This is a genomic window from Cytobacillus gottheilii, assembly GCF_018582665.1.
Taxonomy (GTDB): Bacteria; Bacillota; Bacilli; order Bacillales; family Cytobacillaceae; genus Cytobacillus; species Cytobacillus gottheilii.
Genome location: NZ_CP071709.1, coordinates 3,286,176 through 3,298,861, shown reverse-complemented (window position 1 = coordinate 3,298,861; position 12,686 = coordinate 3,286,176). Strand labels below are relative to the sequence as shown.

General features: G+C 39.4%; 11 protein-coding genes. 10 read left to right on the top strand and 1 reads right to left on the bottom strand.

Going from position 1 to position 12,686, the window contains the following annotated elements:
• Positions 1-45 precede the first annotated feature (45 nt).
• The 8 genes from clpX to J1899_RS16330 all read left to right on the top strand — a co-directional run bounded on the left by clpX (position 46) and on the right by J1899_RS16330 (position 9,585).
• Positions 46-1,311 (top strand): ATP-dependent protease ATP-binding subunit ClpX, encoded by a 1,266-nt coding sequence (gene clpX, locus J1899_RS16365; RefSeq protein WP_066443121.1) that lies wholly within the window; start codon positions 46-48, stop codon positions 1,309-1,311.
• A 583-nt stretch (positions 1,312-1,894) separates the two neighbouring features.
• A complete protein-coding gene (gene lonB / locus J1899_RS16360; protein WP_214475260.1) occupies positions 1,895-3,562 on the top strand; it encodes an ATP-dependent protease LonB in 1,668 nt (555 codons plus the stop codon).
• A 258-nt stretch (positions 3,563-3,820) separates the two neighbouring features.
• Complete coding sequence (gene lon / locus J1899_RS16355; protein ID WP_214475258.1) at positions 3,821-6,148, top strand: endopeptidase La; 2,328 nt, start codon at positions 3,821-3,823, stop codon at positions 6,146-6,148.
• Positions 6,145-6,735 (top strand): ribosome biogenesis GTP-binding protein YihA/YsxC, encoded by a 591-nt coding sequence (gene yihA, locus J1899_RS16350; RefSeq protein ID WP_066443124.1) that lies wholly within the window; start codon positions 6,145-6,147, stop codon positions 6,733-6,735. The genes lon and yihA overlap by 4 nt, the downstream gene beginning before the upstream one ends.
• A gap of 117 nt (positions 6,736-6,852) precedes the next feature.
• Positions 6,853-7,143, top strand: coding sequence for a hypothetical protein (locus tag J1899_RS16345; protein ID WP_066443125.1), 291 nt, complete (start codon positions 6,853-6,855; stop codon positions 7,141-7,143).
• 198 nt (positions 7,144-7,341) lie between these two features.
• Positions 7,342-8,124, top strand: a complete 783-nt coding sequence (locus tag J1899_RS16340) for a transporter substrate-binding domain-containing protein (protein ID WP_066443126.1) — start codon at positions 7,342-7,344, stop codon at positions 8,122-8,124.
• Between the two features lie 63 nt (positions 8,125-8,187).
• Positions 8,188-8,835, top strand: coding sequence for an amino acid ABC transporter permease (locus J1899_RS16335; protein ID WP_214475256.1), 648 nt, complete (start codon positions 8,188-8,190; stop codon positions 8,833-8,835).
• Between the two features lie 12 nt (positions 8,836-8,847).
• Complete coding sequence (locus J1899_RS16330; protein ID WP_281420582.1) at positions 8,848-9,585, top strand: amino acid ABC transporter ATP-binding protein; 738 nt, start codon at positions 8,848-8,850, stop codon at positions 9,583-9,585.
• A 97-nt stretch (positions 9,586-9,682) separates the two neighbouring features.
• Here the strand turns inward: J1899_RS16330 and J1899_RS16325 are convergent, their stop codons facing one another.
• Positions 9,683-10,165 (bottom strand): LiaI-LiaF-like domain-containing protein, encoded by a 483-nt coding sequence (locus tag J1899_RS16325; protein ID WP_066443129.1) that lies wholly within the window; start codon positions 10,163-10,165, stop codon positions 9,683-9,685.
• A gap of 307 nt (positions 10,166-10,472) precedes the next feature.
• Between J1899_RS16325 and hemA the strand changes: the two genes are divergently transcribed.
• Both hemA and J1899_RS16315 read left to right on the top strand, forming a co-directional pair.
• Complete coding sequence (hemA, locus tag J1899_RS16320; protein WP_066443130.1) at positions 10,473-11,819, top strand: glutamyl-tRNA reductase; 1,347 nt, start codon at positions 10,473-10,475, stop codon at positions 11,817-11,819.
• 12 nt (positions 11,820-11,831) lie between these two features.
• Positions 11,832-12,665, top strand: coding sequence for a cytochrome C assembly family protein (locus tag J1899_RS16315; protein WP_066443131.1), 834 nt, complete (start codon positions 11,832-11,834; stop codon positions 12,663-12,665).
• Positions 12,666-12,686: the final 21 nt, after the last annotated feature.

Genomic DNA, 12,686 nt, shown 5'->3' with positions numbered 1-12,686 from the left:
ATTCGCGGTTATATATCTTTTCAGTTTTTTTGAGGGGTGAAGGAATTGTTTAAATTTAATGATGAAAAAGGACAGCTAAAGTGCTCCTTCTGTGGGAAAACACAGGACCAGGTCCGAAAGCTTGTTGCGGGACCAGGTGTTTATATTTGTGACGAATGTATTGAACTTTGCACGGAAATCGTGGAAGAGGAGTTAGGAACAGAAGAAGAAGTAGAATTTAAAGATGTTCCAAAGCCTTCTGAGATTCGTGAGATTTTAAATGAATATGTTATTGGGCAGGATCAAGCTAAGAAGTCACTTGCTGTAGCCGTTTATAATCACTATAAGCGCATCAATTCAAACAGCAAAATTGATGAAGTAGAGCTTGCAAAGAGTAATATTGCAATGATCGGACCGACTGGTAGCGGAAAAACATTGCTCGCACAAACTCTTGCGCGTATTTTGAACGTACCTTTTGCTATTGCAGACGCAACTTCTTTAACGGAGGCAGGTTATGTTGGTGAGGATGTTGAAAACATTCTGCTTAAATTAATTCAATCTGCTGATTATGATGTTGAAAAAGCTGAAAAAGGCATCATTTATATTGATGAAATTGATAAAGTGGCACGTAAATCTGAAAATCCGTCGATTACTCGCGATGTTTCAGGTGAGGGTGTTCAGCAGGCTTTACTGAAAATTCTTGAAGGCACTGTGGCAAGTGTTCCTCCACAGGGTGGAAGAAAGCATCCACATCAGGAATTCATCCAAATCGATACAACAAATATCTTATTCATTTGCGGCGGTGCATTTGATGGCATTGAGCAAATCATTAAACGCCGCTTAGGTCAAAAGGTAATTGGGTTCGGTTCTGATAACAAGCAAAACGAGCTAGAGCAAAAAGAACTTCTTTCTAAGGTTCTTCCAGAAGACCTGTTGAAATTTGGATTAATTCCAGAGTTCATCGGCCGTCTTCCAGTTATTGCGAGCTTAACGCAGCTTGATGAAGAAGCACTAATTGAGATTTTAACGAAACCAAAAAATGCTCTTGTAAAACAATATCAAAAAATGCTTGAGCTTGATGATGTTGAGCTTGATTTTGAAGATGAAGCTCTGATCGAAATCGCGAAAAAGGCAATCGAACGTAAAACAGGTGCACGTGGTCTTCGTTCTATTATTGAAGGCATTATGCTTGATGTTATGTTTGAACTTCCTTCCCGTGATGATATTAAAAAATGCATCATTACGAAAGATACGGTTCTTGACACTGGGGCACCAAAGCTTGTTCTTGAAGATGGAACCATTGTTGAAGAAGAACGCAAAACTTCTGCATAAGGATATAAATGCAATATTCCTGAGAAAAGTCGACTTCGGTTGGCTTTTCTTTTTTGGGCTTTTTTTGAAAACTATTTGCTTTACGGCTGGGCTGGTGCTTAGCAAACGCATGGGTCATAACAGGCATAGTAAGTACTAAGCTGGTTTTATATTTTTTCTAAAATGCAGAATTAGAAATTTCATAAATAGGCGGAAGATTTCCGCTTAAATCGTAAAATCACTTAAAATGTACTTAAATAGACGGAGTAATTCCGACTAACTAACTGAAAAACATGAAAATGGGCGATTTTAATCAATATAGCCGGAAAATCTCCCCTTATTTTGCCTGAAAATAGGTCAATTTGTGAAATAAGGGTAAAACCTCCGCTTATTTCACTGGTTTCCCCTTAAATTAAGGGCAAAAAAAGTACCTATTCTCTATAGAGGGATTACTAAGAATATAAGAGCTGTTTTTATCAATCAAATAAAGAAATAAAGAACGTATACAAGTCCTTTCAACGGATTTTTCTTTTTCTGTTTATTCCAACCATGTCGGGGAGATACTAGCAGTTAACAGCTAGATTAAAATTCAGGAGGGAACGACATGAGTTGGACGGGGATTGCCTTATTTATTCAATTGTTTTTTGGGATTGTCATCGGGTTGTATTTTTGGAACTTATTAAAGAGTCAGCGCACTCAAAAAGTATCCATTGATCGTGAATCTAAAAAAGAAATGGATCAGTTAAAGAAAATGAGGTCCATTTCGCTGACTGAGCCTTTAGCTGAAAAAGTGCGGCCTGCTTCATTTGCTGATATTGTTGGCCAGGAAGATGGAATAAAGGCTTTAAAAGCAGCATTATGCGGACCAAATCCTCAGCATGTTATTATCTATGGACCGCCTGGTGTCGGGAAAACTGCAGCTGCAAGATTAGTTTTAGAGGAAGCAAAGAAGAATAACAAATCACCATTTAAAGCTTCATCCATTTTTATAGAACTTGATGCAACAACAGCAAGATTTGATGAGCGCGGGATTGCGGATCCATTAATCGGATCTGTCCATGATCCGATTTACCAGGGAGCCGGTGCGATGGGCCAGGCTGGAATTCCTCAGCCAAAGCAAGGTGCTGTTACAAATGCACATGGCGGCGTTCTATTTATTGATGAAATTGGAGAGCTTCATTCCATTCAAATGAATAAGCTTTTGAAGGTCTTGGAAGATCGAAAAGTATTTTTAGAAAGTGCCTATTATAATGAAGATAATACACAAATTCCATCGCATATTCATGATATCTTTAAAAATGGGCTTCCTGCGGATTTCCGTTTAATTGGAGCAACAACAAGGACACCGAGTGAAATCCCTGCTGCCATTCGCTCCCGCTGTATGGAAGTATTTTTCCGTGAGTTATCGGAGGAAGAAATTGAGGCAGTGGCGTTAAAGGCTGCAGAAAAAGTGAAGCTGTCGATTAGTAAAAAAGCATTAAACACACTTGCATCTTACGCCCGAAACGGCAGAGAATCTGTCAATATGATCCAAATATCAGCTGGTTTAGCGATTACAGAAGAAAGAAATTACATAAGAGACGAAGATATCGAATGGGTTGTTCAATCCAGTCAGCTTACCCCGAGGATGGAACGGAAAATTGGCGAAAAAGCAGCAGTTGGGCTTGTAAATGGTCTGGCTGTGCATGGTCCAAATAGCGGGGCACTGCTAGATATCGAGGTCACTGTGATTCCTGCCCACGATAAGGGCAGCATTAATATTACGGGTATTGTTGATGAAGAAAGCATTGGCGGACAAGGGAAATCGATTAGACGCAAAAGTATGGCGCGCGGTTCAATTGAAAATGTCTTGACCGTTTTAAGATCAATGGGTGTACCTGCAGATGAATATGATATTCATGTGAACTTTCCAGGCGGAGTGCCGATTGACGGTCCTTCAGCTGGAATTGCAATGGCAACGGGTATTTATTCAGCGATTTATAAGCTGCCAGTAGATCATACCATCGCAATGACTGGAGAAATTAGTATCCATGGTTTTGTAAAACCTGTTGGCGGAGTGTATCCAAAGGTAAAGGCTGCGAAAAAAGCGGGTGCTTCTACCGTCATTATCCCGCAGGAAAATCATCAAAGCATACTGCAGGAAATTGACGGCATAACCATTATTCCTGTCAGCCATTTAGGCGAAGTATTTAAAATTGCGATTCAAAAAGACGGCTATAAAGAACAATTATTATCCATGCCAATCGAACTGTCCAAGAAAGAAAGCATGTAATATCCCAGCTTGCAGTGTAAGAACTGCAAGCTGATTTATTGTCCAATGCCTTCTATTTCTCCGAATGGAATAGGATAGAGAAGCTTGAGAAAAAATAACGATATGAGAGGCATAATGAGCCTGTTAATATTTGATACTAAGGCAAGTACGTGAAGAAAGTGGCTAAACAGTCGACACTGCAGGGCAAATAAGATAGAATTGTACAAAGAAATCAGCAATTATTAGGGTTTTAGATTTGCATTTGGAGGTGCATGAGAAATGACGAAAAAGGAAGAAATCATCGTCCCCCTCCTGCCGCTTAGAGGCTTGCTTGTATATCCAACAATGGTGCTTCATTTAGATGTTGGCCGTGAAAAATCAGTACAAGCGCTTGAAAAAGCAATGGTAGATGACCATTTAATCTTCTTAACTACGCAGAAGGATATGTCTATAGATGACCCTTCAGAAGACGATTTGTATCACATGGGTACACTGACAAAAGTGAAGCAGATGCTGAAGCTTCCCAATGGTACAATCCGCGTGTTAGTTGAAGGTCTCAAAAGAGCAGAAGTAATGGAATTTTATGATGAGGATGAATACTACTCCGTTAATGTTGAAGTTCATGAAGATCCCGAATCGAAGGATGTAGAGGATCAGGCATTAATGAGAACAATGCTTGAATACTTCGAGCAATACATAAAGGTATCGAAAAAGGTATCGGCAGAAACGTATTCATCTGTAACAGATATAGAAGAACCAGGCAGGCTAGCAGATATTATTTCATCGCATTTGCCTTTAAAGCTTAAAGAGAAGCAGGATATTCTTGAAACACTTGATGTGAAAGCAAGAATGAATACAGTGATTAAAATTATTCATAATGAAAAAGAAGTCCTTAACCTCGAAAAGAAAATTGGCCAGCGCGTAAAGAAATCAATGGAACGAACGCAAAAAGAGTATTACCTGCGCGAACAAATGAAGGCCATTCAAAAAGAACTGGGCGATAAAGAAGGCAAGACAGGCGAAATAGCAGACCTGACTGATAAAATTGAGAAGGCAGGCATGCCGGAGCATATTCAGGAAACAGCATTAAAAGAGCTGGGAAGATACGAAAAAGTACCTTCAAGCTCAGCTGAAAGTGCAGTAATCCGCAATTATATCGAATGGCTTATTTCTCTTCCATGGACAAACGCTACAAAAGATGATTTAAACATTCAAAAAGCTGAACGTGTTTTAAACGAAGAGCATTATGGCCTTGAAAAGGTAAAAGAGCGTGTCTTAGAATATTTGGCTGTTCAAAAGCTTACTAACTCATTAAAAGGCCCGATTCTTTGTTTAGCCGGACCTCCAGGAGTTGGTAAAACAAGTCTGGCCAAATCAATTGCAAGCTCGTTAAACCGCAATTTTGTGAGAATCTCACTGGGCGGGGTCCGTGATGAATCGGAAATCCGCGGTCATAGACGTACGTACGTTGGAGCCATGCCAGGACGGATTATTCAAGGGATGAAAAAAGCCGGCACCATCAATCCAGTCTTTTTATTAGATGAGATTGATAAAATGTCCAGTGATTTTCGCGGAGATCCATCATCTGCCATGCTTGAAGTATTAGATCCTGAACAAAACCATAATTTCAGCGATCATTATATTGAAGAAACCTATGACTTATCAAAAGTGATGTTCATTGCCACAGCAAATAATTTAAGCACAATTCCCGGTCCGCTCTTAGACCGTATGGAAATCATTACAATTGCCGGATATACGGAACTGGAAAAAATCCATATTGCCAAGGATCACCTTCTTCCGAAACAGGTGAAGGAGCATGGTCTGACAAAAGGACAGCTGCAGATTCGCGAAGATGGCATTCAAACGCTTGTCAGATACTATACGCGTGAAGCTGGGGTCCGGAGTTTAGAGCGCCAGCTTGCGACAATCGCCAGAAAAACAGCTAAAATCATTGTTTCTGGTGAAAAGAAAAAAGTTGTTATCTCAAGCAAAAATGTCGAAGAATTTCTTGGTAAAGCCAAATTCCGTTATGGACAAGCAGAACTAGAGGATCAAGTAGGGGTTGCTACAGGACTAGCTTACACAACAGTAGGCGGAGACACCCTGCAAATTGAGGTCTCGCTTTCTCCTGGAAAAGGAAAACTTGTTTTAACAGGAAAGCTTGGAGACGTTATGAAGGAATCTGCTCAGGCAGCATTCAGCTATGTTCGCTCAAAAGCGGCTGAGCTTGATATTGATGAAAAATTTCATGAAAAATATGATATTCATATTCATGTTCCAGAAGGTGCTGTTCCTAAGGATGGACCATCTGCTGGGATTACCATCGCGACTGCACTTGTTTCAGCTCTTACTGGGAGATCGATCCGCAAAGAGGTTGGCATGACAGGTGAGATTACGTTAAGGGGCCGTGTGCTTCCTATTGGCGGCTTGAAGGAGAAGTCGCTTAGTGCACATCGGGCAGGTTTAAGAAAGATCATCCTGCCAAAGGATAATGAAAAGGATATTGATGATATCCCTGAAAGTGTGAGAAGTGAACTTGATTTTGTGCTTGTTTCTCATTTAGATGAAGTGCTGAAGCACGCATTGAATGGTGGTTTGCATTCATGAAGGTAGTATCATCAGAAATTGTTATCAGTGCGGTTAAACCCGATCAATATCCTGAAAGTAATCTGCCTGAATTTGCACTGGCAGGCAGATCCAATGTCGGGAAATCATCATTTATTAATAAAATGCTAAACCGAAAAGCACTTGCCCGCATTTCTTCTAAACCTGGAAAGACACAAACCTTGAATTTTTATTTAATCAATGAAATTCTTCACTTTGTGGATGTTCCGGGATACGGATACGCAAAAGTTTCCAAGAAAGAGCGGGAAGCTTGGGGCAAAATGATTGAAACATACTTAACATCAAGGGAGCAGCTCAAAGCTGTAGTCCTGATTGTCGATCTGCGTCATCCGCCTACAAACGATGATGTGATGATGTATGAATTTTTAAAGCATTATAATATTCCATGTGTCATCATTGCCACCAAAGCGGATAAGATTCCGAAATCAAAATGGCAAAAGCATCTAAAGGTTACAAAAGAAACATTAGATTTGGACCCGCAAGATTCTGTTGTTCTATTTTCATCTGAAACCGGTCAAGGAAAAGATGAAGCATGGTCAATCTTAAAAGGGTATATGAGACAGGGATAGTTGGATAAAGGAGTATGGCAAATTATTGCCTGCTCCTTTTTTTATTTTCAGCAAACATTTTAATGACATAATTGTTCAATCAGCCCGATAAAATTGAAATAAAAGGAGAGATTGTGTATGTGGAAATCATTCTTTATTGGAATTGGATTGGGTTTAGCTTTTATTATTTTAGCTTTTTTAACAGATCATTCTATGCTATTTAGCTATATAACAGGAGGTTTAGCTCTTATTGCTCTTCTGATCAGCGGAATTGCGACTAATCGCTGGAGTAAGGAAAAATCAAATGCAGGGTCAACAGATGTTATAAAAGTAAGTACCGAACCAGTTAGAAACAGCAAAAGTATGTATCGCCTCGCTCTATTCAGTGCCCCGCTTTTAATCACCACATTATTTCTATATTTTACTTAAGAGAATACTAAGTTCATAAGAATACGGAAGGAAAACCACTTATATCCATGAATTAGTATCTGTGAAGTTAACAGAAACTGGCATAGAGTTAATTAAGGTGAATTATCACAAAATATGAATTTTGAGATAATTCTGTTTGATTGTTAAGGTTAAAGGGTAAGAATTTTAAGCAGAACAAAAAAAGGGGGAATAAGGAAAATGCAAATCTTTAAAAAAGGCATCTACGGAATATTGCTTGTTATGATTCTTTCAGCATGTGGTGCGGAAGAGGCGTCTTCTGGCGGAAAAGCATTAGTGGATGAAGGAAAATTTACATATGCATCTTCTGGTGAATTTAATCCGTTTTCTGTAACAGAAGCAGATGGAACCATGACTGGGTTTGATATTGAAGTCGGAGAAGCTGTAGCAGAAGAACTTGGACTGGAACCGGTTCAGAAGAAAACAAAATTTGGCGGAATTGTAGAAGGTGTGAAAGCTGGCCGCTATGACGCAGCAGTTGCAAGTCATACGATCACAGAGGAACGGCTAAAAGCAGTCGACTTTTCAATTCCGTATTATTATTCAGGACCGCAAATCTTTGTGCGTCCAGATAGTTCAGTCGAAACACTTGAGGATCTGGCTGATTTAGAAGTGGCTGTTGCAAAAGGAACGACATATGCTGAAGAAGTTTTGCCTGTAACCGATAATGTTAAATACTATGATAGTGATGTAGTCGCTTTAGAAGCATTGAGTAAAGGGAAGCATGACGCGGTTGTGACAGACTTTATTACCGGCAAGGAAGCGATCGGATCTGGAATGACGATTGAAGGACGTGATTTGCTGGGTGTTGGCGAGCAGGCCATTGCAGTCAGCAAGGATAATCCTGAATTGCTGGAAGAAATAAATGCAGCGCTTGAGAAACTGCACGAAAATGGAACATTGAAGGAAATCAGTGAGAAATATATCGGTGAAGATATTACAGTGAATCCTGAAGATGAATAAACCATTTGAGGCGGATGTTCGAAAGCATTCGCCTTTTAAAATGTTTTAAAGGAGGGGAAATGAATGGATTGGTTTACAACATTTATTGATACAGCACCGATCTTTTTAAAAGGGATGCTGCTTACGTTTCAGCTGACAGTTGTCTCGGTCATTATTGCCATTGCAGTCGGGCTGCTGTTTGCATTTTTAAAAATCTCCAAGATAAAAATACTTGAAGTAATTGCTGATGTATATATATTTGTCGTGCGCGGAACTCCGCTTGTTGTCCAAATCTTTATCTTTTATTTTGGTTTGACCTCGCTCAATATTTCAGATTTCTGGGCTGTTGTGCTCGGACTGGCCTTCCATAACGGTGCTTATATTGCTGAAATATTTAGAGGGACTATTCAATCCATTGACAAAGGTCAAATGGAAGCCGGCAGATCACTTGGGATGACAAGGAGCCTGGCTATGCGGAGAATTATTCTTCCGCAGGCAAGCAGAAGGGCACTTCCTCCACTTGGAAACCAGTTCATTATTGCGTTAAAGGATTCTTCACTTGCATCCTTCATAGGAATGTATGAATTATTTAATGTTGCCACAACACAAGGTTCCATTTCCTATGACTATATGACTTATTTATTAATTGTTGCCGTCTACTACTTAGTACTTGTCTTGTTCTTCTCTATTATTGTCAGCTTAGTTGAAAAAAGAATGTCCATAAGTGATTAGGAGGTGTCTATTATGACTGAGTCAATTATTGTAGAAGTAAACAAGCTAAATAAATCTTTTGGTGATCTCCATGTGTTAAAGGATATCGATTTGACTGTAAAGGAAAGTGATGTCGTTTGTTTAATTGGGGCAAGCGGATCTGGTAAGAGCACATTGCTGCGCTGTTTAAACTTTCTTGAAATGAAGGACAGCGGAAGTATAAAAATTGAAAGTGAAGAGATAGATCAGCACACACATGATTTAAATGCAGTAAGACAAAAGGTAGGCATGGTCTTTCAGCATTTTCATCTTTTTCCGCATAAAACGGTTCTGGAGAATGTGATGGAAGCGCCATTACATGTGAAAAAGCAGCCAAAAGTGCAAGTGAAAAAAGAAGCACAGGAATTATTAAAAAAAGTTGGACTTTCAGATAAAGAGAATGTGTATCCTTCAAAGCTCTCAGGCGGTCAAAAACAGCGGGTTGCCATTGCCAGGGCTTTAGCAATGAAACCGGATATCATGCTCTTTGATGAACCGACTTCTGCGCTGGATCCAGAGCTGGTCGGTGAGGTTTTAACGACCATGAAAGAGCTGGCGGAAGAAGGAATGACCATGGTCGTGGTCACACATGAAATGGGTTTTGCCAAGGAAGTTGCAGACTGGGCTGTCTATATGCATGACGGACGAATTGTAGAAGTGGGCCATCCGGATGAACTTTTTACAGCGCCAAAGGAAGAAAGAACGAAAAACTTTTTAGATTCTGTATTGTAAAAAGTGTTTAGATAAAAAAGGACGGGGAAAGATAACGTAAACTCCCTGTCCTTTTGCATTTACAGTTTATGATTACTTGGTTTATAGCAGCTGAACATTATTTCTTCTTAATTAGGAGAAACAGCCCGGCAACCATTAATAGCAGCGGCCAAAATCTCCAAGCAGTTGAAACGCTGCTTGGTAAAATACCAAGCCATCCCAGTATAGTGTCGTAGAAAAGCAGGAGAACAGCAAGAATTAAAAAAAGGAACCCTTGAAAAAGACCTGCACCTGTCTTTAAATAACGAAGCAAAAAGGCTAAAGCGATGATTAAAATAAAGCTTCCAATATGGTCCGGCCAAATTTCCAATCTATTAACTATATGAAAATGCACTCCAAAACCAGTGAGAATGACTCCTGGGAGAATCGCTTCATAATCTTTTGCTCCATAGCCTTGAATTAAAAAAGCAATGCCGACAATAATTAATAATGTTGGCCAAGAGTATAATGGCTGTAATAAAGAGATATTTAACTGCTGCAGAAAAAAATAGGCTCCAAATCCGAGCAGAATCATCCCTGGAAAGAGACGCTGATTTCGCATATATTTTCACCACTTTCGGTCATGTTTACTTGAATATAAGTGTGATATTTGTTACTGTACATAAGGGAGTATTTCGATCTATTTATTATGTAAGCAAGATGCTGTTGATCTTGCTAGAAGCTATATAATTGGCTTCTTTACCATATTATCAGATTTTGTGCTGTTTGCACGGTAAATCTGTAACACTGCAAACATATATAGATAAACTTAAGTTCATAATCTGTTCACATGTTCGTGACGGATTTATGTCTAGAAGTGATATAATTAGAGTAGCGAACTATGTAATCATTCTGGGGGTGTCAATTTCATGCATATTTTAGTTGTTGGTCTTAACTACAGAACTGCCCCTGTAGAGATACGAGAACGTTTAACATTCAATCCTGCGCAGCTTGGGGAAGCAATGCAGGCTTTGCAACAGAAAAAGAGCATTCTTGAAAACGTTGTTATTTCAACGTGTAATCGTACGGAAATATATGCGGTTGTCGACCAGATCCATACTGGCCGTTACTATATAAAAGAGTTTCTATCAGAATGGTTCCAAATTGAGCAAAGTGAATTTTCTCCGTTCTTATTCATATATGAGCAAGAAGGGGCAATGGAACACTTATTTAAAGTATCATGCGGTCTTAATTCTATGGTGCTTGGCGAAACACAGATTCTTGGACAAGTGCGTTCAAGCTTTTTGCAGGCACAAGAAGAAAAAACGACAGGTACAATCTTTAATCAGCTATTTAAGCAGGCTGTCACATTAGGAAAAAGAGCACATTCTGAAACAGATATTGGAGCGAACGCGGTTTCTGTCAGCTATGCAGCTGTTGAGCTGGCTAAGAAGATCTTTGGCTCTCTTGAAAACAAGCATGTGCTGATTCTTGGTGCCGGTAAAATGGGTGAGCTTGCGATTCAGAACCTTTATTCAAATGGAGCCAAGAAAGTTACGGTTATTAATAGAACATTTGAAAAAGCGCAGAATCTTGCCAGCCGTTATGATGGACAAGCAAAATCACTGCAGGAGCTGCAATGCGCTCTTGTTGAAGCGGATATACTAATTAGCTCTACCGGTGCTAAAGGATTTGTGGTTACGAAAGAGTTAATGGAGACCGTAGAAAGAATGCGCAAAGGCCAGCCGCTATTTATGGTAGATATCGCTGTGCCGCGTGACCTTGATCCTTCTTTAACAGAGCTTGATAGTGTGTTCTTATATGATATCGATGATTTGGAAGGCATTGTTCAGGCTAACTTAGCTGAACGGGAAAAAGCAGCAGAAACGATTCAGCTTATGATTGAAGCTGAAATTGTTGACTTTAAGCAATGGCTAAACATGCTTGGAGTTGTGCCTGTTATTTCTGCTTTAAGAGAAAAGGCTCTAACGATTCAAGCAGAGACAATGATGAGCATCGAGAGAAAGATGCCGCATTTGAGCGATCGTGATAAAAAAGTATTGAATAAGCATACGAAAAGCATTATTAATCAGCTATTAAAAGATCCGATTCTTCAGGCGAAAGAATTAGCTGGACGCAAGGATGCAGAAGAGGCATTAGACCTTTTTGTGAAGATCTTTAATATAGAAGATATTGTTTCAGCCCATGAAAACGTGAAAACGGAACAGGCTAGTCAAACTCGGACTATAGTTCCGCAGCCTTCCTTACAAGTATAGTGAGGTCTGGCCATGTTTGACATCTATATGACGAGGCTGCATGAATTTACGGTTATTCTGTATGCTTTATGTGTACTCTTATATTTTATTGATTTTCTTCATAATAACCGGAAGGCGAACCGAGCTGCCTTCTGGTTACTTTCATTTGTATGGGTTTTACAAACGCTCTTTTTAATTCTTTATATGTTCGAAACAGGCAGATTTCCTGTGCTGACGATCTTTGAAGGTTTATACTTTTACGCATGGGTGCTAATATCTCTGTCACTTGCCATTAATACGTTGCTGCGTGTGGATTTTACTGTGTTTTTTACTAACATCATCGGTTTTATTTTTATGGCGATTCACACATTTGCTCCCGTACAATTTGAGTCAACCGTACTCGCTGGCAGGTTAATGTCAGAGTTATTATTTATTCACATAACAGTAGCCATACTATCTTATGGAGCATTTGGCTTATCATTTGTGTTTTCGCTCCTTTATTTAATTCAATATGATCTTTTAAAAAGAAAGAAGTGGAATTCCCGCCTTGTGCGCTTATCTGATTTAGCGAAACTGGAACATATGTCATATGTATTGGCTGTGATTGGGGTCCCGTTATTGATGATTAGCCTTATACTTGGTGTACAATGGGCATATATAAAGCTTCCCGATATGTCCTGGCTTGATTCGAAAGTAGTTGGTTCATTTCTAGTGCTGATCTTATATAGCATTTATTTGTACCTTCGAGTAGGCAAGGGCTTCTATGGTAAGAAACTGGCTTATTGGAATGCTGCCGCTTTTCTAGTTGTATTAATTAACTTTTTCTTATTTGGGAAATTATCATCTTTCCATTTTTGGGATCAATAACTGTCTAAGTACGATGTAAAC